Source organism: Candidatus Zixiibacteriota bacterium, from assembly GCA_034439475.1.
Classification (GTDB): Bacteria; Zixibacteria; MSB-5A5; order GN15; family FEB-12; genus JAWXAN01.
On sequence record JAWXAN010000012.1, the window covers coordinates 1 to 23,184 of the forward strand.

18 protein-coding genes are annotated in these 23,184 nt (G+C 48.0%); 16 read left to right on the plus strand and 2 right to left on the minus strand.

The features are described from left to right. Positions 1–471: 471 nt before the first annotated feature. Complete coding sequence (locus SGI97_00960) at positions 472–2,145, plus strand: fibronectin type III domain-containing protein (GenBank protein ID MDZ4722473.1); 1,674 nt, start codon at positions 472–474, stop codon at positions 2,143–2,145. 119 nt (positions 2,146–2,264) lie between these two features. Here SGI97_00960 and SGI97_00965 read toward each other — a convergent pair whose 3' ends face one another. Then, entirely contained in the window at positions 2,265–3,992 is a 1,728-nt protein-coding gene (locus SGI97_00965; protein MDZ4722474.1) for a thiamine pyrophosphate-binding protein, read from the minus strand. Positions 3,993–4,090: 98 nt separating this feature from the next. Continuing rightward, entirely contained in the window at positions 4,091–5,317 is a 1,227-nt protein-coding gene (locus tag SGI97_00970) for a hypothetical protein (GenBank protein MDZ4722475.1), read from the minus strand. 341 nt (positions 5,318–5,658) lie between these two features. Between SGI97_00970 and SGI97_00975 the strand changes: the two genes are divergently transcribed. The 15 genes from SGI97_00975 to SGI97_01045 all read left to right on the plus strand — a co-directional run bounded on the left by SGI97_00975 (position 5,659) and on the right by SGI97_01045 (position 23,177). Then, positions 5,659–6,732, plus strand: a complete 1,074-nt coding sequence (locus SGI97_00975; GenBank protein ID MDZ4722476.1) for a polysaccharide deacetylase family protein — start codon at positions 5,659–5,661, stop codon at positions 6,730–6,732. A gap of 195 nt (positions 6,733–6,927) precedes the next feature. After that, positions 6,928–8,487 carry an MOP flippase family protein gene (locus tag SGI97_00980; protein ID MDZ4722477.1) on the plus strand — a complete coding sequence of 520 codons (1,560 nt, stop codon included), beginning with the start codon at positions 6,928–6,930 and terminating at the stop codon, positions 8,485–8,487. Between the two features lie 296 nt (positions 8,488–8,783). Then, the gene (locus tag SGI97_00985) at positions 8,784–9,746 is read left to right on the plus strand and encodes a glycosyltransferase family 2 protein (GenBank protein MDZ4722478.1); all 963 of its coding nucleotides are present in this window, start codon (positions 8,784–8,786) and stop codon (positions 9,744–9,746) included. A 122-nt stretch (positions 9,747–9,868) separates the two neighbouring features. Continuing rightward, positions 9,869–10,930 (plus strand): SDR family oxidoreductase, encoded by a 1,062-nt coding sequence (locus SGI97_00990; protein ID MDZ4722479.1) that lies wholly within the window; start codon positions 9,869–9,871, stop codon positions 10,928–10,930. Between the two features lie 94 nt (positions 10,931–11,024). Beyond that, the gene (locus tag SGI97_00995) at positions 11,025–12,248 is read left to right on the plus strand and encodes a class I SAM-dependent methyltransferase (protein ID MDZ4722480.1); all 1,224 of its coding nucleotides are present in this window, start codon (positions 11,025–11,027) and stop codon (positions 12,246–12,248) included. A gap of 226 nt (positions 12,249–12,474) precedes the next feature. Next, positions 12,475–13,005 carry a dTDP-4-dehydrorhamnose 3,5-epimerase gene (gene rfbC, locus SGI97_01000; GenBank protein MDZ4722481.1) on the plus strand — a complete coding sequence of 177 codons (531 nt, stop codon included), beginning with the start codon at positions 12,475–12,477 and terminating at the stop codon, positions 13,003–13,005. Positions 13,006–13,074: 69 nt separating this feature from the next. Further along, positions 13,075–14,352, plus strand: a complete 1,278-nt coding sequence (locus SGI97_01005) for a DUF4910 domain-containing protein (protein ID MDZ4722482.1) — start codon at positions 13,075–13,077, stop codon at positions 14,350–14,352. Between the two features lie 30 nt (positions 14,353–14,382). Beyond that, on the plus strand, positions 14,383–14,805 hold the full coding sequence (locus SGI97_01010; protein MDZ4722483.1) for a hypothetical protein: 423 nt from the start codon (positions 14,383–14,385) through the stop codon (positions 14,803–14,805). Positions 14,806–14,811: 6 nt separating this feature from the next. Further along, the gene (locus tag SGI97_01015; GenBank protein ID MDZ4722484.1) at positions 14,812–16,170 is read left to right on the plus strand and encodes a glutamate-1-semialdehyde 2,1-aminomutase; all 1,359 of its coding nucleotides are present in this window, start codon (positions 14,812–14,814) and stop codon (positions 16,168–16,170) included. Positions 16,171–16,316: 146 nt separating this feature from the next. Next, positions 16,317–17,129 (plus strand): glucose-1-phosphate cytidylyltransferase, encoded by an 813-nt coding sequence (locus SGI97_01020; GenBank protein MDZ4722485.1) that lies wholly within the window; start codon positions 16,317–16,319, stop codon positions 17,127–17,129. Next, the gene (locus SGI97_01025; protein MDZ4722486.1) at positions 17,122–17,775 is read left to right on the plus strand and encodes a PIG-L deacetylase family protein; all 654 of its coding nucleotides are present in this window, start codon (positions 17,122–17,124) and stop codon (positions 17,773–17,775) included. Before SGI97_01020 ends, SGI97_01025 begins: the two co-directional genes overlap by 8 nt. Before the next feature lie 57 nt (positions 17,776–17,832). After that, positions 17,833–19,212: a glycosyltransferase gene (locus SGI97_01030; GenBank protein MDZ4722487.1), complete on the plus strand. Its 1,380-nt coding sequence runs from the start codon at positions 17,833–17,835 to the stop codon at positions 19,210–19,212. A 74-nt stretch (positions 19,213–19,286) separates the two neighbouring features. Next, positions 19,287–20,807: an O-antigen ligase family protein gene (locus SGI97_01035; GenBank protein ID MDZ4722488.1), complete on the plus strand. Its 1,521-nt coding sequence runs from the start codon at positions 19,287–19,289 to the stop codon at positions 20,805–20,807. A gap of 16 nt (positions 20,808–20,823) precedes the next feature. Beyond that, positions 20,824–21,909 (plus strand): FemAB family PEP-CTERM system-associated protein, encoded by a 1,086-nt coding sequence (locus SGI97_01040; GenBank protein MDZ4722489.1) that lies wholly within the window; start codon positions 20,824–20,826, stop codon positions 21,907–21,909. A gap of 146 nt (positions 21,910–22,055) precedes the next feature. Then, positions 22,056–23,177 carry a DegT/DnrJ/EryC1/StrS family aminotransferase gene (locus SGI97_01045; protein MDZ4722490.1) on the plus strand — a complete coding sequence of 374 codons (1,122 nt, stop codon included), beginning with the start codon at positions 22,056–22,058 and terminating at the stop codon, positions 23,175–23,177. The last annotated feature ends 7 nt before the right edge of the window (positions 23,178–23,184 follow it).

Below are 23,184 nucleotides of genomic sequence, written 5' to 3' on the forward strand. Positions count from 1 at the left end.
GTGTCGGGCGCCCCATGCTGGGGATGCTATCCCTCGCCCGACACAAAGAAGACAGTCAGGCGGGGGCGCCTGACTGCACGTCTGGAAATCTGTGCAGGCTAGAGATTTTCGAATCCGCCAATGGAGGACGGCCCGCACGAAGATGAAGATGGATTCTCCGCCTTCGGCGGACTGGAACGAATATGGAGGAATTAGCGGGTTCGCGGACGGACCCGCCCTACTTTCTGATCATTATGCCCGCAACGACGTGGTCGGAGAGTAGTTGATTCTGCCTGAGTCTGCATTTCGAATGACCAATCACTCAAAAATTGAACAGTGATATTGTGGCGTAAAATCGGCCAAGTGAAATTTTTTTCCGTCAATCCGTTACCCGACAGGCAATTGGAACATGGGCGAAATGTTGGCCTGAAATTTGACATACATGGATTGTATCCAAGAATCCACCTTGAAACTCTTCTAAGGAGTCAATTTATGATCCAAAACTCTGATACTTCTACAAATCATCCTTCACTGATGCACCGGTTCTGTCGCAAGCTGGTCATGCTTCTTGCATTTGCCTTTGTTTTTCTTGCGATGAGCGCGTCTGATGCCGATGCCGCTCTTACAGCCTCAAGCTCGGCGCCTAATTCGGTGACGCTCAATTGGACGGCTCCGGGTGATGACGGCGCAAGCGGTCAGGCCGCTTTCTATGACATTCGCTACTCAACGGCGACTATCACTGTTGCCAATTGGACATCGGCATCACAGGTTTCCGGCGAACCTACTCCAAAATCCGTTGGACTCGCGGAAACATTCACGGTGACTGGACTGAATCCATCGACAACATATTATTTTGCGATCAAGACGGCCGACGAAGTCCCCAACTGGTCTGTTCTCTCAAATGTTGTCACAAAGGCAACCACTGTGGAGACAATTGCCCCTTCGGCCATTGACAATCTTTCGCTATCGAATGCGACCCAGACAAGCATACAGTTAAATTGGACGGCTGTCGGTGACGATGGCACGACGGGCACAGCAACATCGTACGACATCCGCCGTTCAACATCGCCAATTACAGACGCCAATTGGGCGACGGCCACTCAGGTTACCGGGGAGGCTGTTCCGAAAGCGGCGGGAAGCGCCGAGACATTTGTTGTTACTGGTCTCACCGGATCAACTACATATTATTTTGCGATTAAAGTTTCAGATGAAGTCCCAAATATTTCCGGTCTGTCGAATGTAATCAGCGGCGCGACTACAGGCGACCAGACTCCCCCAGCAGGAATTAACGACCTTACCGCCTCCAGCGGAAGCCTGGTCGGCGAGATATTGCTTGGCTGGACAACAGTCGGCGATGATGGTCTGAACGGTCAGGCGAGCGCCTATCAGATTCGATATTCCCGCGATACGATAACTCCAGTAAATTTTACTTCGGCAAGTCTGCTCCCCAATCCCCCGGCGCCATTGGCGTCGGGGACTCAACAGGGGTTAATCATCCAAGGACTGCAGCCAGGAATGAAATATTTCACGGCGGTGAAGGTGTATGATGAGCTGGCCAATGCGTCGTCTGTCTCGAATGTTTCATCGGCTTTGGCCTCGTTTAATATTATTCTGGATAATAAAGACCAGCAGGTTGCACTTCTGTCACCAGAGCCAAGTTCTGTGGTCAATACATCCCAGCCGCATTTTCGGGTGAACAATATCGATCAGAGTTTGAATAATCTTTACCAGTTTGATCTTGCTACCGACTCAAACTTTTTTGGTCTGGTCGCAAGCTCTGTTGTGGGACAGGGAGACGGTGGCATGACCGAATGGAAAGTTGAAACGGCTTTGGCCTCTAACACAAATTATTTCTGGCGAAGCCGCGCAAATGATTATCAGTACAGCGCGACTGCAACATTCACGGTCCAGCCGTTGACATTTGCGTATCCGAATCCGTTTCATTTTGCGAAGTCATCGCATGTTGTCTTTAACGAGATTCCGTTGGGCACGACTTTGGTGCTCAGTTCAATCTCGGGTGAACCGGTCAGGGTATGGAGTGATGTCGGTCAAAGCGAAATTCAATGGGATGGCACAGATGAATCGGGTGTGAATGTCGGAAGCGGTGTCTATTTGTGGTCTATCGCCGAGAATGGGTTGAAGGGGAAGATAATTGTGGTGCGGTAGGTTTATTTTTTTTGGCGGAAATTTAATGCGGATAAATAATTGAGGGTGGTGGAGGCGGGGAATGGAGAATCGCTGAACCACAGTCCGCCCGTGGCGGAATCGCTACAAGATAGAGCAGCTTATCGTCTGAGGGCTGATTTGATTCGATGAAGAATGTTCGGGCCGAGGACATTTTTTATTGTTTGCATTGCGAGGGCTTTGCGGCCGACTCCAGCCAGATGCGGAGAATCCACAAGCGGGACTTCGAGCATTGTAACACCCGGATTCGCGAGAGCGGAACGAAGATTGGATTCCAACTTTCCTTCGAGCTTCATATATGACACGCCCATCGATTCGGCTAATTGTCTGAAATTACAGCCGTCGTTTGCTGTGGCAAATTCACTTCCGTACTGTTCAATCTGCTGCATTCGGATAATTCCAAGGCTGCTGTCATTGAAAACAATAACAGTTATTGATATTCTCTCCCGTACGGCGGTAATGAGTTCCATTGCCGACATGACCAGTCCGCCATCGCCAAGAACAAGTACGACCTGACGGTGCGGAGCGGCCAGCTTGGCTCCGAGGGCGGCGGGGAGGCCAAAGCCCATGGATTGGAAGTCCGATGGTATCACTAACCCGCGCGCAGAACGCACCGAGAAAAAAGTTCGAGCTAAATTCTGATGCAGTCCCGAGTCTGTAACTAAAATGGCATCGTCAGGTAAGAGGCGGTTGAGGGCGAGAAAAAAATCCTGCGTCTTATTTGGCGTTATGTTAAAAAGCAGTGGGGCATGTTTCATTGTCGAGATTTGCTCGTCTTCGATTTCCGCTTTACAGGCCGCAATTTGACTATTCGTCCATCCTGACGGAGCAATAACAAAGTTGTTGAGTTTGGAAAGAAGTTTCGGGAGCAGGGTGGGGATATCCGCCTGAACGTAGAGGCTGGCGGGATAATGCGCGCCTAAAACTTTGGCTGAAGCATCGATATGCACAAGCTTTTCCGGGGGAATCTCAAGTGAGAAGCCGCCGGTTCCGTTGTGACTGAATTTACATCCAAGGGCGAGAATCAGATCGCATTCGTCCAAAAGTCGATTAATGGTTTTGGTGGCTCCAGAGGAACAGTCATAGCCAAGCGATAGCCAGTGATTTTCTGAGATCACCCCGCGACCCGATGAGGTCATGAGAACCGGGGCTTGGAGAAGCTCAGCAAGTTCCAGCAGCGCCAGTGAGGCATTGGCGCACCCTTGTCCGGCAAAGATTATCGTCTTGCGGCTTGCGCTCAATGCTTTAGTCAGACCATCAACGGCATCGTTGTCGATTGACAAGAATGTTTCTTCGATTGTGTCAAGATGAGAAAACGGGAATGATTGTGAAAAGAGCTGTGCGTCAATTTCGACCATCACCGGTCCCGGCTCGCCTGATAGAGAAAGGGCGTAAGCGGTCTGAAGCGATTCGCGCAAGGTGTCGATCGTTGTAATTTCGATAACAGATTTGGCCAGATGTGCGGCGATGGCTTTTTGATCGAGATGTTGGCTCTGGAATTTGTCTGTCGTGTCATCGAGGGATTTGATTGCAATATAGAGCAAGGCGGAAGAATCCATTCTGGCTTCGGCCAAACCGCTGATGGCATAGGTGAATCCGGGTCCAGGGATTGTTGTGAGCACACCTACTTTTCCCGAAGCGCGAAAATAGCCATTGGCCATGAAAGAGGCCGCGAGCTCATTTGTAGCCTGGATGGTTCTCAGACCTGAGGTTCGCAGAGCTTCGAGGAGAGGCAAGCTTTGTGTTCCGGCCATGCAAAAGAGAGTGGAAACGCCTAACTCTTCGAGGGTCGCGCAAATTATCTGCGCGCCAAAGCGCTTTTTTGTCATCTATTTTTAATTCCGATCATCAGGCGAAAGGTGTGGCTTTTTTTTCACTGGCCGCAGCGGAAGGCACCTGTGTGCGCGAGGGGGACGGTTTTGGTTTTTCACGAGGTTCCATTTGTATCTATAAGACGCCAAAATTTCGATGCGAGTTTGTCACTCCAGAAGGCAGCTGTTGGAAGCGGATCACTCCAGCTAAAATCGGACTGGGTTGACGTGAGCCATGAACGTATCCATTCGATGAGAGTCAGTTCGCCGCGCTTATACAGCGCTCGTGCAGCGTGTATATCGTAATAGGAGTGAATTAATCCCTCTCCTATTTTGTACCCCGAAACAGTTTTAATGTTTCTTCCAAGGGCGTCATTATAGGCCATGAGAGCGACGTTTACTCCACAGGCTGAAGCGAATTGGATGTACCACCATGGGCGGATATTGACTTCTATTAGTTTGAAGGTTTGGTCGCGCTCGTCAAATTTAAACTCGGCGGAAAATATTCCTTTATAATTAACGGCGGCGAAGAGTCGATCAAGAGATTCTATTGCTGGGCTAATATCGGTCAGAGAGATACTTCGCAGATAGGTGCTATTGCCGAAATCGAGAGGAAACATACGAAGCCGACGTCGGGCCAAACGACCTTTGACCAGGCCATCGCGTCCGATATAGCCATCGATAAAATAATGGGAGTGGGCCGGGCCGGGAATGTACTCCTGAAGTATCATCTCGAAACCATCATCAGCGAAGGTGGAATATCGTTTGAGGGCGTCATCTTTTGATCGCACAAAAAATCCTTTTCTGGCGAAATGTCTGAAGAATGATTGTGAATCGCGCGGTTTAAGGAAGGATTGCTCAAAGATAGTTTCGGGGATGTCAGAAAAATCCCGTTCACTTGTGATAATAAAAGTTCTGGGGTGAGCCAAGCCTTGGTCCTGCATCATTGTGGCGAGAAGACCCTTGTCGAGGAAGATATTTACTGAGTCCTGTTCCGGAACAATGGTTTTGAAGCGTTCACGGATGTGGAGCGGTAGCCGCGCGGCCTCGGCTGTCCAATGGTCGCTACAGGGGAACAGCACGGCTTGGTCAGCAGGGAAATGCTCAAGATACTGAGCAAGGGGCATATCCTCGTTGAGATGGCCAACCTGAGAAGGCAAGGGCCGGCTCCAGCGTGAATATCTCACAATTCCCAAATCAGGCGAGAGGCAGAAACAGGGAATGTTTGCCTGGCTGAGTGAGCGCAAAAGGCCGAGCGCGGATAATCCCGTTCCTGCTATCAGAGCCGGTGCTGTCGCGGCATTTTGTTTACTGATTTTCATCGGGTTGGCGGTCTGTTCCATTGTTTTTTGTCTTTCACCTCGGCATTTCGCATGAAGAATCGCTGCTTCGTGTCTGTGCTGGTCATTGCGCTGCGTCAACTTATAACAAATTCGACGGCTGTTTAGAAATTAAGAAGCAGTCGCGGACGTGGAAAGTGCAAAAAAACGTCCTATTGAGCGAGGTTTGATTGAGTTACATGACCTTTCTTTGGATTGAACCAAGGGTAATGTGAGAAACCATTATTTTGGTGACAAAATACCATTTAATGATGGTAAAAGGGTAAAAAGAGGGGTAAGTTTCCATTCTGGAGCAGGTTTCAGAAGCTAATCTTTGAAGGTCTATAATTCTTAGAGGATGTCAATTGGTAAAGCGTCTTGTGAAAAATATTCTGTTTTTTGGAGGGTACTATGCCCTCCACAAGGTAATCCGTGGGACAAACGAGAAGCGATTACTTATTCTTATGTATCATGATTTTTACAACGGGACAAAGAATGAAATTTTCTCCCGGCTGAGCCTTGAGTGCCCTTCAAAAAAGCAATTTGCAGCCCATTTGCGAGTGATCAAGCGCTATTATCGCGTGATAACGGTTGAGGACGCCATGAGGGAAATTGATCACGAGGGGGGGCTTAGAGAAGATTCGGTTGCGATAACCATAGATGACGGCTATGCGTCGGCCTATACCGTTGCCTATCCGTTACTCAAAGAATACCAGATTCCGGCCACAATATACCTCATGACGGACTGGATCAATGATCTTTCAAGACCCTGGTGGTTAACACTGGCCGAATTGTGCGCCGAGTCTGATTTCAGGGGTGTTCAGCCACAAGAATTGTTGGAAATCTTTGAGTTTGACAGAAGTTTGGTATGCCCTGCCCGAACAAATACCCCGAACTGGAGAAAATGGTTTTTTAGAGTAGCAGAGCAGTATCTGAGAATGAAAGAAAGCAGCCAATGTCGAACCATTTTATCGAAATTAGGGTCATTGGTATCAAAATCGCCTCCAGATACCTGCTCTCTGAGACCTTCGCTTTCATGGGTCCAGGTACAGGAAATGAGAGCGGGAGGAATAACATTTGGTGCGCATACTGCCTCCCACCCCAACCTCAGCCACTCTACTCCGGACGAGGCTGAGACAGAGATAGTGAAATCAAAAGAGGACATAGAAAATCGCATTGACCAGCCCGTCAGGGGTTTTGCCTATCCGTACGGGGTTGACCTCATGGCGTACAAAGGGCTGTATTCTCTGCTTGCCAAGCATCAGTTCAGTTACGCAGTCACAGCTGCCCATGGCAATAACACCCCGGATGCGCACCGCTATTTGCTTCGGCGAGTTACATTATCAAATTCCACCTCAACCGCGATTCTTGGCCGCGAGCTGTGTCTTGATCTTCTGGCGACTAATCATGAACCGGCGGAAAGAGCCGAGGTCATATAATCTGCATCGCGCAAGGCGATTATCTTATTGGAATTGGTTATTTTTATTGAGCTTGTCAGTCAACTATTGCTTGTATAATCTCGTAGCTGGCTGGCCATTTGCTTTGATTATTGGCGGCAACTTGAACAGTGAGGGATGTCCGGGAAATTTTTGACAGCCCCGGCCAGTGAGGATAGATAAGATGAGTTCTGAGTTATGAACACCAGTTCCAAAGGGGATATGACGAAGCCACCTGATTTGTCTGAATATCATTCATCGATCACCGATGAGCTAAAGAGTAAAGAAATTTTCTCGGGGTTGAGATGGACCGGAGCCGGGCAAGTCACGACTGAGGGTGTGCGTATGCTTGTTTCCATCGTACTGGCAAATCTGCTCTCCCCTGGTGATTTTGGTCTGCTCTCAATGGCTTCTGTGGCTACAAGTTTTATCATGATATTCCAATACCTTGGGACATCGGCCGTCATAATTCGGCAGAAGATGCTCTCTCGCGCATTAGTTAACTCGCTCTTTATCCTCAATGTTCTGTTTTCTCTCGTGCTTTCCCTCGGTTTGATTTTTGCGGCCCCATTACTGGCGTCGATATACGGTGAGCCGACGTTGATACCAATTATCCAGGTAATGGGTCTATCATTTGTAATTACCGTCGCTGGAACTATCCCTGGCTCTTTGCTCAACCGGGATATGCGCTTTGACCTGGTTGCCCAAGCCGCGTTTATTGGGGCGTTGGTTCAGGGAGTCATTGCCATTGTTATGGCGTATATGGGCTATGAGGTCTGGGCATTGGTCATTTCAAATGTTATAAGCACAGCCGCGACATCGGTTTTTATGTGGAAAGTGTCGGGATGGCAACCCAATTTTACATTCACATGGTCAGAAGTTAAACAGGTTGCGGCTTTCTGCCTCAATATGACGGGGTTTCATCTTATAGAATATTTTTCCCGCGACTCGGATAAGTTTATAATTGGAAAATGGCTTGGAGAAGCAAGCCTTGGGTATTACACAATGGCCTATAGATTCTGTCTCTATCCACCCATGTCAATCTCGCCAATCATCAACCGTGTTCTCTTTCCTACCTTTTCGCGCGTGCAGGATGACAATCAACAAGCGCAAAATATTTTTCTGCGAGCTGTGGGCGGGATAGCATTTATTACACTGCCGATGATTGTTGGATTGATGGTGATTGCGACGCCGTTCGTCCATGTTGTTTTGGGAGAGAAATGGCTTCCCGCAGTGTCTATCATCATCTGGTTATCGCCGGTAGGGATATTTAATGCGATTGTTACTCCAGCAACGTACGTCATACTCTCAAAAGGGCGGACTTCGTGGCTGTTTAAATTTTCTATAGTGTCCGGGATTGCGACAATCACCGCCCTGGCGATTGGATTACAGTGGGGAATAATCGGAATCTCGATTGCCTATTCATTAGTCACCATTCCTCTGACCGGGGCTCGATTTGTTATGGCTTTTCGCCTGATAGAGTTAAAGACCCTGGGGCTTATAAAGGCTCTTGCGCCGTACAGTGTCTGCACTTTTGCGATGGCTGTGGCAATCTATGGCGCCCGACTGGCGCTCAGACTGGTGGAGGTTGCGCCACTTATAGAAATTCTGGTTGTGGTCCCCTTCGGGATTCTTGTATATACCGGATTGATACTTGTTTGGCGTCCGCCGGCATTAAAAGATTTCCTCTCTGTTCTCCCAACCAAAGCAAGAGCATACGGGTACAAAATCTTGAAGGCTCTTCGAGTTCAGGTTTAGGTTTCTTTGCCCTGCGCCACCTGCGTTAGGCGGCACATAAGTTGTTTTAATCTGTGAAGACAGGCGATGGATTTCAGCGCTAAGGTTGAAAAGCCCGAAGAGTGACTCTGAACCGTTACAGAAAATGTGAAGATACGTCGACAATTAGAACTGTGGGAATAGAAAAAGAATACGAATGAGATGAAAGCGCTAACGGAAAACGGCAATATGCATTATAATGCGCATAAGCGATTTGAGGAACTGAGATATAATTGCCATTCTTTAGAGAAATTTCAATACCTTAGGATAGATAACTGATGTCCGATCGTGAATATGCTGATAGCGAGAATAAGGGAAAAGAATTCTCTTCGATGAGTTCTTCAATGTCCGATCAACCTGATGCAGGAGTGATGCTGCCCGTAGTCAGTATTGCGCTCCCTGTTTTCAATGGCGTGCCCTTTATCGGCGAAGCCATCGAGTCGATTCTCTCTCAATCATTCAAAGATTTCGAACTTATCATTACAGACAATGCTTCAACCGATGGGACAGATGCCGTTTGCCTGGCCTATGCAGAAAAGGACTCTCGCGTACGGTATTCTCGCAACGAACAAAATATCGGTTCGGTCAATAATTATATTTGTGCCTTTGAAAAGGTGCGCGGGAAATATTTCAAATTTGCCACGGCAAACGATGTCTGCGCTCCGGAACTTCTCGAGCGTTGTATCGAGGTTTTGGAAAGCCAGCCCGATGTTGTGCTCGTCTACGGTAGGACAAAACTGATGGACGAGCAGGGAATTATCTTTCAGGAATATGATGACCGGCTTGACCTTCGCGATTCCTCATCCAGCGAGCGCTTTATAAAATTCATGCTGAATGTCCGACTGGCAAATGCCCTGGCCGGACTTATCCGGATCGATCAACTCAGACAAACCCGATTTTTGGGAAATCATATTGCTTCCGATATAACGCTTATGGGTGAACTGGCTCTGCGAGGAAAATATTTTGAATTGCCGGAGTTCTTATTTTTCCGGCGGGTGGGGAAACAGTCTTCCACGCTTAATAAAAGTCTGGAAGAATTAAAAAAGTTTTACGATCCCCTTTCCAAAAAGCGTATCGCGCTTATTTATTGGCGGCTCAATTGGGAGCACTTTCACTCAGTCGCTCGGGTGTCCATGGATTCCAAGGAGAAGCTTAAACTCTTTTTCTTTTTGACCAAACATGTGTTCTGGGACAGACAAAAGCTGGCGACGGAACTCCTGACAGTTCTCAAGCAGATGTGAATACGGTTACGCTGGTCATCTGGCCAGGGTAAATGAGTGTGAAGCCATCGAAAAAAAAATAATTCCAAAATCGAAAAGTGACCAACTCTTTTGGTAAGACAGTAAAGGCGGCGAGGGTAATTATGAAAGTTCTTGTTACTGGACATAAGGGATATATCGGCTCGGCAATGGTTCCAATGCTCATTAAAGCGGGACACACAGTCGTTGGTATGGACAGCGATTTTTATCGCCGTTGCACTTTCAGCGATGGGATAGTTGATGTTCCATCGATCACCCGAGATATTCGCGATGCTCAGGTAGAGGATTTTGACGGTGTTGATGCTGTTATCCATTTGGCCGCGCTATCGAATGATCCGCTCGGAGACCTCAACCCTGATATTACCTATGATATAAATCACCTCGGTACGCTTCGTTTGGCCACTATGGCCAAGGAAGCCGGAGTGGGACGCTTTCTTTTCTCATCATCGTGCAGCAACTATGGGGCATCGGATGACCGTCTGTTGGATGAATCGGCGGCATTTAATCCGGTCACGCCCTATGGTATTTCGAAAGTCAGAGCGGAACTTGACCTGCGACGGCTGGCCGGCGAAACATTTAGTCCGGTATTCATGAGAAGCGCGACTGCCTATGGTGTTTCACCGCGGCTTCGTTTTGACATTGTGCTCAATAATCTGACGGCATGGGCGGTTGCATCAGGCAAAATTCATATCAAGAGCGATGGCAGCCCTTGGAGGCCGATTGTTCATATTGAAGATATATCCCGCGGATTTATAGCCGCGCTGCATGCGCCCCGCGATGTCGTTCACAATCAGGCTTTTAATGTCGGCCGCTCGGATGAGAATTACCGCATTTCTGAAATCGCTCAAATTGTCAAAGAAACGGTGCCGGATTGCGAAGTGGAATTTGCAAAGGACGCCGGACCGGACAGCCGCAACTATAGGGTGGACGCCACAAAAATTGCAAAGCTTATGCCGGAGTTTCGTCCGCAATGGACAGCCCGCGCCGGAGCCAAACAACTCTATGACGCCTTCAAATCGATTCAGCTGACAGTCGATGATTTTGAGGGGCCGACATATAAACGTATCGATCAAATTAAATCATTGATGAGCGATGGCCACCTCGATGCCTCGCTTCGCTGGAGCCAGCCCGAGGGAATAAAAGTCACCGCCGCGGCTCACACATAGCAGGTAAGAGAAATATAAAAGATGGGAAAAGGGGACACCAGTGAAAGAACTTGTGCAGTCAACCACGAAAATAAATCACACGGTCGATGAAATAATGAATTGCCGCTTCTGCGCGGCTCCGCTCCGTCATACGTTTGTTGATCTGGGTATGTCGCCGTTGTGCGAAAGCTATGTCAAAGCAGAGGACCTCAATAAGCAGGAATTGTTTTATCCCCTCCATGCTTACGTCTGTGAAAAATGTTTTCTGGTTCAACTCGATGACTATGTCCCGCGTGAACATATCTTTACCGAATATGCCTATTTTTCATCGTATGCCGAAAGCTGGGTGCAGCATGCCAAGACGTATGTCGAGATGATAACCAAACGGCTTGGATTGACCACATCAAGTCATGTTGTGGAACTTGCAAGCAACGACGGTTATCTGTTACAGCACTTTCTCCCACTGGGCATTCCTATTTTGGGGATAGAGCCGGCTGCCAACGTTGCCAAAGCCGCCGTCGAGCGGGGTGTGGATACCAGAGTTCTCTTTTTCGGCGAACAGACTGCGAAGGCACTAGCACAAGAAGGGCTTCATGCCGATCTGATTTTAGGCAACAATGTTTTTGCCCAGGTGCCGGACCTCAATGATTTTGTCCGAGGCATAAAGATTTTGCTCAAACCCCAGGGCGTGCTGACGATGGAATTTCCGCACCTGATGCGTCTGATGGAAGAGAATCAATTTGACACGATCTATCATGAACATTTCTCATATTTTTCACTTATCACCGTCGATAAAATTCTGGCAACCCACGGACTGCGATTGTTTGATGTCGAAGAGCTTTCCACACATGGCGGTTCACTGCGCATCTATGCCTGTCATACCGACGATTCCAGCAAGGCTGTCGAATATCGAGTAACGCAATTGTTAGGGCGTGAAGAGATGGCCGGTTTTATGACCATGAACTGCTATTCGATTTTTGCCGAACAGGTTAAAGAGACAAAGAGGAGACTTCTTGAGTTTCTTATTACGGCGAAACGCGAAGGGAAAACGATTGCAGGTTATGGAGCGCCCGGCAAGGGGAATACACTGCTGAATTTTTGCGGAATCCGGACAGATTTTATTGATTTTACCGTGGACCGCAATCCCTATAAGCAGGGGAAGTTTCTGCCGGGGACGCATATTCCCATACTTCATCCTGACAAAATTAAGGAGAGCCGCCCGAATTATCTGTTTATTCTGCCTTGGAATTTCAAGGATGAGATTATGAAGCAGAATGCCTTTATCAGAGAGTGGGGCGGTAAATTTGTTATACCAATTCCGAGTGTCACGGTATATTAGGGGATGAGAGGGAAAGAGGCTGGTGCACGAGTCTTTCAAGTCCGCCTTGGTGGAACGTACGCCAGAAAAAAGAGAAGACAAATATGAGATTGCCACGTCGCTCATCGGAATTCGCTCCTCACAATGACGGGCAGGAAATTTTTGGAGAGGGTTTTGCAACAGCCCCGAAAGCTGGAATCCATCTTTTCTTTGGTTACGAGTCCATGCCCTGCACGTGCCCAATATTATGAACTTTACACAGACTAAGCTGGCCGGGGCATATGTGGTCACTCTCGAACTTCGAGCGGACGAACGCGGCTTTTTCGCTCGTGTCTGGTGCACCAATGAATTCAAAGATAATGGCCTGAATCCGAATTTGGTTCAGAGCAGTATTTCATTCAATGCCAAACGAGGCACTTTGCGGGGGATGCACTGGCAGAACGAACCATTCGCCGAGGCGAAAATTGTCAGGTGTACGATGGGTTCGATTTTTGATGTCATCATCGACTTGAGAGAAAACTCGCCGACATATAAAGAACATTTTGGAATAAATCTTACTTCCGAAAACAGGACGATGTTGTATATTCCGGTTGGATTTGCGCATGGATTTTTCACCTTATCGGATAACACGGAATTGCAGTATCAGATGTCGGAGTTTTATCATCCGGAATGCCAGCGTGGTCTGAGATGGAATGATCCGGCCTTTGCCATTACATGGCCTGAGACAGTTAACATTATATCAGAACGGGACAATAGTTATCCTGATTTCGATCGTTAGACAATGAGTATGTCGCTGAGTACAAAATCCACATTTACTTCCTTAGGTACAGGTACAACGGGAGAGCGGATGCACGCTCTGATAAAAGAACTGTATCCCATTTGCAGAAGCATCACTGGCAATGGGGTAAGAGAAAGCCTGAATATTCTCAAAGGCCGAATTCCGATTGAAATTCATGAGATCCCAACCGGTCAGCAGGTTTTCGATTGGACGGTGCCGCTTGAATGGAATATCCGCGATGCCTATATCAAAGCGCCGGACGGAAATAAGATAGTCGATTTCAAAATTAACAACCTTCATGTAGTAAGCTACAGCATACCGGTCAATAAAATCATTTCTCTCGCTGAATTAAAAAAGCACTGCCATACTCTGCCAAACAAGCCGAATGCGATACCATACCGGACATCGTATTACCAGCCAACCTGGGGTTTCTGTCTTCCACATAGACAGCTTGAGTTATTGTCCGAAGGAGACTACGAAGTGGTCATTGATTCGACACTTGAGCCGGGACATCTTACATTTGGCGAGTTGTTTATCCAAGGGGATTCAGACGAGGAAGCGCTCTTCTCCGCACATATTTGCCATCCTTCGCTGTGCAACGATAATCTTTCGGGTCTCGCTCTTCTGACTGAATTGGCTGGTATAATCAGCAAAAGACACAGTCGGCGGTATTCATGTCGGTTTCTCTTTGCTCCGGGCACCATCGGGGCAATTACCTGGCTTGCACTTCGAAAAGAGCACACAAAAAAAATCAAACATGGGTTGGTTGTTGCATGTGTGGGGGATAACGGGAAAATGCATTACAAGAAAAGCCGTCAGGGTAAGGCCGAAATAGATCGCGCAGTCATGCATACGCTCAGTCACAGCGGTCAGCAGTATGAGGTACATGATTTTTCGCCCTATGGGTATGACGAACGGCAATATTGTTCGCCCGGATTCAATCTCGCGGTAGGTTCATTGACTCGGACACCGCATGGACGCTATCCGGAGTACCATACATCGGATGATAATCCTGGATTTGTTACAGCCGAAGCTCTTGCCGATTCTCTCGACAAGTATATTGAAGTTATTGATCTACTTGAGAGCAACTATACCTATCTCAATACCAATCCATTCTGCGAACCGCAATTGGGTAAACGGGGTCTGTATCGATCTATGGGCGGTCTGACCGAGGCCAAAACCGAGGAGCTTGCTATGCTCTGGGTGCTTAACCTATCCGATGGCTGTCATTCGCTTTTGGATATTGCCGAAAGGTCGAATTTGCCGTATCAGCTAATTCGAGGCGTTGCCGATAGATTGATAGAACATGGACTGCTCACAAAAAAAATAGACAAATCTGCCGATTGAAAAAGCATGGAAATAGAAGGCTGAGTTATTATGAACACGATTTACTTTGATGCCGCATTTAACGACGACGAGCGCCGCAAACAATTGTACAACGGCCAAATTCTTGTCTATTCTCCTCGTGGGGTGGCAACGGCTCTGTGCGAATTAGGCCGCAATATGGCCGAAGCGGCGTTTGCGCCGCTGGATCCGCGCACGGCCCAGTTTAAAATGCCGGTCGAGGAATATGCCGCTGTGCTTGCGGATTTGAAACCGAAGTTCATTCATCATCCTGATGCTCTCGGTTCGCACGGGGCGCATAATATTGATTCCTCATGCACGGGAACGACGATGATGGATTATCTTCGCGGCTCCGATTTGGGACATATCCCGCAGGAGATAATAGACCGGTTCAATACGAAACCGAGACAACTGCAATCATTGGCAACTTCAAGAAAAATCTCCGCTGTTCAATAGGCGTTTATGTCAAAACCGGAACTTCAGATTAATCTTCCTGCCATCAATTCAGATAAACTCTGTTTCGACGCGTCATTGGGGTTGCAGGAAAAATTTCACTGGCTCATACCCGGCGGAGGGCATACCTATGCCAAAGCTGACGATCAGTATCCAGTCGACTCTCCAATCTATCTGACAAAGGGTCTGGGCTGTCATGTCTGGGACGCCGATGGCAACGAATACATCGAATATGGGATGGGACTGAGAACTGTCACACTTGGCCACGCGTATCCATCCGTAATCGAAGCGGCACACCGCCAGATGCAGTTGGGAAGTAACTTTTCGCGCCCGGGGACAATCGAACTTCAGTGCGCCGAAAAGGCTTTGTCGCTCTTTGAGGGCGCGGAAATGATTAAGTTTTCCAAGAATGGCTCCGATGTGACCACCGGGGCTGTTAAGCTCTCCCGTGCCTATACCGGCAGGGACATGGTTGCCGTCTGCGCGGATCATCCATTCTTTGCTACCAACGATTGGTTTATTGGCAGTACTCCGATGAATTCGGGAATACCACAGTCGGTAAGGGACCTGACGCACTCTTTCAGGTACAATGATCCTGAGTCACTGGAGAAGCTGTTCGCGCTTTATCCGGGGAAGATTGCCTGTGTTATACTCGAAGCCGAAACGACAACACCGCCTCAGAATAATTTCCTCCAGGTCGTTCAGCGCCTCTGCCAGAAAAACGGGGCTGTTTTTATTCTTGATGAGATAATAACCGGCTTTCGCTGGTCTTTAGGCGGCGCACAAAAAGTCTATGGTATTCAGCCTGATTTGTCTACATGGGGTAAAGGGATGGGGAACGGTTTTGCCATTGCGGCTTTGACTGGCAAGCGGGAAATTATGGATTTGGGTGGAATCGGCCATGATAAAGAGCGGGTTTTTCTCCTTTCAACAACCCATGGGGCCGAACACACCGCCCTCGCGGCGGCCTTGGAAGTCTTCCGAGTATACGAAACCGAGAATGTTATTGACCATCTCCATGGAGTCGGAACGCGGCTTACAGCCGGTATCAATGCAATCATTAGAGAACTGAAACTGGATGGTTGTTTTGAAGTCATAGGCAAGCCATCGAATCTCACTTATGCCACCAGAGATGAACAGAAACGGCCTTCGCAGGCATTTCGGACTCTTTTTTTGCAGGAGACGATTGCCCGGGGTATTCTGGCGCCTTCGCTGGTTGTCAGTTTTTCCCATACCGACGAGATTATTGATAAGACCCTTGAGCGAATGGGGGACGCGCTATTTGTGTATAAAAAGGCGCTCGACGAGGGAATCGAGAAGTATTTGCATGGCCGGCCGGTGAAACCTGTTTTCCGCAAGCACAATTGAACTCTTCCATATTCTGCCGATATATACCGTAAATATCCGTCCGAGCGAAAAAGTCCACTCCGACCGGTTTGGACCCAGCCATTTTATGGACTTGAGAAACTAAGACGGTTTGTATAGATTGGCGCAAGATAGATAAACGAGGGTTTATGAAGGTTGTTCTGTTCTGTGGCGGGCTTGGTACCCGCCTCCGTGAGTTTTCCGATACAATTCCAAAACCAATGGTTACCATCGGCTATCGACCGATTATTTGGCATATCATGAAATATTACGCCCATTATGGCCATAAGGACTTCATCCTCTGTCTTGGCTATCGAGGGGATACTATTAAGGAATACTTTCTGAATTATAACGAATGTCTTTCGAATGATTTTACGATGACCCATGGCGGCAAAGAACTTAGCCTGATAAACAGCGATATTGAAGACTGGAATATCACTTTTGTCGATACCGGATTGCAGTCCAATATTGGGCAACGTCTGCTGGCGGTAAAGCCCTATCTTGAAGGGGAAGAGGCCTTTCTGGCAAACTATGCAGACGGACTTTCTGATATCCGGCTGAGTGACCTGCTTGATCATTTCCATAAGCACGATAAAATCGCCAGTTTTCTTTCGGTACAACCATCGCAGAGCTTTCATGTTGTGGCAATGGGGGAAAATGGTTTGGTATCCAAGATTCATCAGATCGGGATGTCCGGATTATGGATAAACGGCGGCTATTTTATTTTGAGAAAAGACATCTTCGATTATCTACGTCCCGGCGAAGATTTGGTCAATGAGCCGTTTCAACGTCTTATCGGCGACCAGCAGTTGATTTCATATACCCATACCGGTTTCTGGGCATGTATGGATACATTCAAAGATAAGCAGATGTTCGATGACATGTATTCGAAAGGCTACACGCCGTGGGAGGCATGGAAATCATCTCCCAAAAACGGCAGTATTAAGAAAAGAGATGAATAGATTCTCCTTTCAGGCTCCCAAATCTGAGCCATTCCGGCTACTTTGTCTGGGGGCGCACAGCGATGATATCGAAATCGGCTGTGGCGGGACGATACTTCGTCTTACGCAGGAATATCCGAAGCTTGAAGTCTGCTGGATCGTCTTCAGCGGCACGGATGAAAGAGAGTCCGAGGCCCGGGTTAGCGCTGAGCTTTTTCTGGCTGATGTGAAGAAAAAAGAGGTTCGCGTGGAGGGGTATAGAGACGGCCATTTCCCGTATAATGGAAGTGAGATAAAAGACTACTTTGAGAGGATTAAGAGCGGCTTTCAACCCGATCTGATCTTCACTCACACCAGAGCTGATCTGCATCAGGACCATAGGGAAATTGCCAACCTGACGTGGAACACATTTCGGGATCATACTATCTTTGAATACGAGATTCCTAAATACGATGCCGATCTTGGTTCGCCCAATCTGTTTGTGGGACTTGATCATGATATCTGTCAAAGGAAGGTACAGTATTTACTGCAAGCGTTCAAAAGCCAGAGTGGAAAACACTGGTTTACCTCAGAGACATTTTATGCCCTGCTGCGACTTAGAGGACTTGAGTCGGCGTCACCTTTTCACTACGCCGAGGCTTTCTACGCACGCAAAGTTGTGCTTTAGCCGGTCTTCGGCAAAGGGACAATGGCGGGCTCTGGCAAGGGAGCAAAGTGTCCGTATATGAAGAAAGTCCTGATTATAGCCTACGATTTTCCGCCGGCTCGAACCAGCGGGGTCTATCGCCCGTTGAAATTTGCCAAGTACCTCCCCGATTTTGGCTGGCAGCCGATTATCCTGACTGTGAAAAATCCCCCGAAAGGTTCATTCGACGAATCGCTGCTCGCAGAGCTTGGCCAGAACACACCGATTTACAGAGCCTACTCCCTCGAACCGAAAAGATTTGAAAAGATGATTTTTGACCGGGCGTACGGTAATCAAAGCTCCAATGGTTCATCGGTCTCACCGGCTCCAAAGAATGGAGGCCGCCATGAACCGGTTAGGTTTTCGGCCAGAGCGCTACTGAAGCGGCTTGTGTTGTCACCCCTGAGCCATATGACACATAGCCGGATGTATGTTCCCGATGAGCGAATCGGCTGGGTTCCATTCGCGGTCAAGACCGGATTACATGCGATACGACAAGAGTCGGTTGATCTGATTTTTAGCACATCCCCACCCGAAACCAATCATCTTGTCGGGGGCTGGCTTGCAAGGCTGACTAAGAAACCCTGGGTTGTTGACTTCCGCGATCCCTGGACGGACAATTTTATTCGTGATAGTTCCACCCCTCGGAGACAGTTTCGGGAGAGGAAGATGGAGGAAAAAGTTCTCACCCGGGCCTCGTTGATTGTCAATGTGGGCAGCCGCTTTTCAGGATTGTCTCAAGAATCGTTTCCGAAGATTCCGGTGACCAAGCATGAAGTAATCACGAACGGTTATGATGAGTCAGACTATTGCGCGCACAATGCTGAAGAGATATACCACGATTCGAAAAAGGAATATCTGAACATTGTCAATATCGGGACGCTGTATGACAATTCCGGATTTGAACAATTTCTAAAAGCTCTGGAGGCGCTTCTTAAAGATAAACGGTACCATCAGAAGCTCCGTGTAACTTTTATAGGCGACCTGTTGCCGATGTGGAAGCATGCCTTGAGCCGTGAGCCGTTTGCGAGCCATGTCGAGCTTGTCGGCTTCAAACCGCACAAGGAGACAGTGCGGGCAATGATGGCGGCGGATTTACTTTTACTCATGCCATCGGGGGGAGGCGAGGGAACCAGCGATAAGATAATTCCAGGTAAACTATTTGAGTTCCTCCGGAGCGGAAGACCGATTCTTTTGGTTGGCTGGCCGGGGGAGACGGCCGATATTATCGTCGAAAGCGGATCAGGCACTTTTGCGGCATCGGATAATATTGACGGCATAGTCGAGGCACTGCGTCAATATCTGCGTAAAAAAGAAAGCGGAGAGCTTGCAGTGAGCGCCAACTGGGAGTATATCAAGCAATATGACCGTAAATATCTCACTGGCAAACTGGTTAAATGTTTTGAACGGCTTGTGTGACGACTGGTCAATGGTTTTGGAGCCATCGGAGATCGCTATTTAAACGTAAAGATGACTTTTAGGCAGTGACATTTATGGACAATAAAGCGCTTGTAACGAAGGAATTCATCTGGTACGGTGTGCTGGCCGCGGCAACGCTTTTGCTGACCGCTGTGGGATTATATGTAGATTTTCTGCTTTCTATCGGGACCGTGCTCGCGGTATTATTTGTGATAGTCATGCTCAAAAAGCCCTACTGGGGTTTTATACTCTATGTCATCATGGTCTATCTCCGGCCAGCCGACGTTATCCACGCCTTGGGAGCGATTCGTCTCCAGGCCGGGCTCTTGGCTCTTCTTATCGTCTTATGGATACTGAACAGTTTTGTGTTCACACGGCGTGGATACGCGATTGAAAAAATAGATAGGGCTATTTTTGGATTTTTAGGGGTAATGGGTTTGTCCATTTTCACATCGATATATCTCAGCGAGTCAGTCAATCTCTTTACCGAGTTCAGTAAATTTGTAATATTCTATGTTCTTGCCTCTCAGATGATACGGTCTGAAAAGAATCTGAAAACGTTTACCTATGTGGTATTGGGCTGCGTCGCTTTCGTCTGCGTTATTCAGATCTGGACGTATTTGACTATAGGGAAAAATGTATCCACGGGACTTGGTGGATACGGGATTCATATCGGCCCGCTGCATTTGGAGTCATCACGGCCCATCATGACCGGTTCCGATGATAACGTTCACGGTGTCGGCGGGTTTTCATCCGGCTTTCTTGCTAATGCCTCAGAGCTTGGCCTCGGTGTTTTGGTGCTTTTCCCTTTCGCATACTATTTAATAGCCGCTGTAAAAACGGTTTGGCACAAATTCATATTGGGTTCACTCTGCGCCCTCTTTGTTGTCTCCTTGGTAATCTGCGGCGCGCGCGGGGCGTTCGTGGGTGTTATTGCTGTCTTCGGAATGATTTTCTGGCGCAGCAAACACAAGTTGCTTATTGCGCTCTCCGGCTTGATTTTTTTTGCGGGTCTTATACCATTGTTACCGGATGAGTATATCGACCGAATTGTATCGACAGCCAATTATGAGGAGGATGAATCAGCAAACATACGGCTTACTCTCTGGACCGCAGGGCTTCATATGATTATCGACAGGCCCATCCTTGGTATGGGCGTTGGCAATTTTTCCACTGCATACGGGGGCACCTACCGCACCGAGGCATCGGCTAATATCTGGTGGGAGCCCCATAATATTTTCGTCCAAGCTGGCACCGAGATGGGGCTATTGGGACTCGCGGCATTTATTTATATCATGGTTGTGACCTTTAGGGAAAACAAGAAAAGTCTGAAGAGCTTGCGAGACCTTGGCGAGGACAAGAGCTTTCTCGCTTCGTACATCCATGCGGTGGATATCGGGCTTGTGGGATATATTGTCTCAGGCTGTTTTATTACAAGCACATATTACCCACATCTCTATTTGATGGGCCTTCTGGCGCGGACATGCAGTATTATTGTCAGAGAAAAAGTAGAAAAGAAAAAAGCCGAAGCGCTTCTTGGTCAGCCCGATTCAACATTAGCCGCTCCGGAGATTGCCACAGCAGGCTTATTTTAGGGTATAAGAGTACAATATGACTATAGAAAAATCCACACCGGAAACATCGCAAAGAATCTCAGGCGAGTGCAACCAGACGTTAGAGTTTCACCCTCACTGGACGGACGCGCAAAGATGGGATGCTTTTGTGATACAATCCGAAACCGCGACGTTGTATCATCTCTTTGTCTGGCGGGATATTTTAGAAAAATCCCTTGGGCATACAACGCGCAACCTTGCTGTCACACAAAACGGTGAAATTGTCGGCATTTTGCCTTTGACTCATTGTCGAAGCAGAATCTTCGGCGATTCTCTCATCTCGATGCCATTTCTCAACTATGGCGGAGTGTCAGCTAATTCACAAGGCGCCGCCGATGTCTTATACGACAATGCCATCGCTCTGGCGAAAGAACTGAAAGTCAACCATCTTGAATTCCGCAATTGTCTGCCTGTTCGGGATAGTCACCCGGTGAAGCTGGAAAAATGCACCTTTCTGCTTCCGCTGGCTGAAACCGAAGAGGCCACGTTCGCAGCCTTTCGTAAAGCGACTCGAAACAGAATTCGTAAAGTAGACGAGCATGGATTGAGAGTGGAGCGCGGCCAGAATATTTTGAATGATTTTTACCGTGGCTTTGCCATAGCCATGAAAGAACATGGGACACCGGTCCTGCCCAAGAGTTTTTTTGAAGAAGTGCTCAAGGCATTTGGCGAGAAGGCCGCGATGTATGTTGCGTTCAAAGATAATAATATCGCCGGATGCAAACTGACGATAAGCTGGAAGGATACGTTATTTCAGATCTGGGGCGGGTATCCCAAAGCGTATCGCGCGCTTCTGGCCAACTATTTATTGTCGTGGGAAGCGACACAGGATGCCATCAGGGGCGGACTTGCGCTGTGCGATTTTGGGCGGTCAAACAAGGAATCGGGCCCGGCCGATTTTAAACGTCATTTCAATTGTCAAGAACAGCAGTTGTACTGGGAATATCCCTATCTTGCCTCGGGTAAACTCCCGGCTTTGAATCCAAACAATAAAAAGTACCAGACGGCGATAGCGCTATGGAAAAAAATGCCTTTGCCGCTGACCCGTCTGATTGGGCCGTCAATCTCTAAAAATCTCCCATAGCCGTGCCGGTCGAGACTATCACACACGCAAAACACGACAGCGCTTCAATCCCAAAGGCCAGGCATCGCACTGTCGCCCCTGCTGGGACGAAAATATCATTTGGCGATGTGCTGTTGGTCGGTTTAAGTCTATTTACGTTTAAGAATGTGCATCACGATTTTCAGGAAAAGATCAAGCGGTATTTCGAGACTGATTATTGCCTTCTGACTAATTCTGGGCGTTCGGCGTTAACGGTAATTCTCAAAGGACTTCAGGCGGCTACTGCTGATGCGCGAAACGAACTCATCGTCCCGGGCTATACCTGTTTCTCGGTTCCGTCAGCGGTAAAACAGGCCGGACTGAAGATTAGGATTGCTGATTTTCATGTGAATAGTTTTGAATACGATCTGACCAAGCTTGAGCAGTCAATAACCCCGAAAACGCTTGCGATTCTTCTGGTCTATCCTTTTAGCCTGAGCGCGGATGTGGATAAGATTCAGGGTCTTGCAAAGCGGCATAAGATTTTTCTTATCGAAGACGCCGCGCAGTCAATGGGTCTTAAGTTGAATAATCGGTACGCAGGAACGATTGGAGATGTCGGTTTTTTCAGCCTCAGTAAAGGAAAAGCGATCACTTCCATTCGCGGCGGTATAATAATTACAAAGGATAAAGCCTTGGCACAGAGGTTTGAACATATAGTTGATTCGATTCGAAGGGCTTCGGTGAAAGCCAATATAAAAGTGTTTCTTGAGGCGGTTGCGATAAGCCTGATGCTCCGTCCGTCCTTATTTTGGATAATAGGGAAACTTCCATTTGTCACACTCGGTGAGACGGTCTATGATCCGTCGTTTACACCAGCCCAAATGCCCCGCGCGGCGGTAGTCTTGGCAGAAAAAATGCTGAAGCGGCTTCACACAATAAACCGTGACCGGGCCAATCTGGCTATGAATTATATCACAGAGCTACAGGATAAAGATACGGCTTTGTTTGCCATGCCTCACGGCTCGGAGCCTACGGAATCGCTGTTTTTGCGTTTTCCACTATTGGTCAGCGATGATGCAAAGCGGAACCAGCTCTTTGAGGAGCTTCAGGGATATGGGGTGAGCCGTATGTATAAAGAGCCGCTTGCAGTTATCCGAGACAAAAGCCTCTTTGCGGAGGATATTCATCCTGAAAGCGCGGTAAATGCCGAATCGATTGCAAAAAGACTTTTAACCCTGCCGACACATTCGTACGTTACTAAAGTAGACCAAGAGGTCATTATTCGTAGATTGAAGCACGAGTTATAGCAAGAGA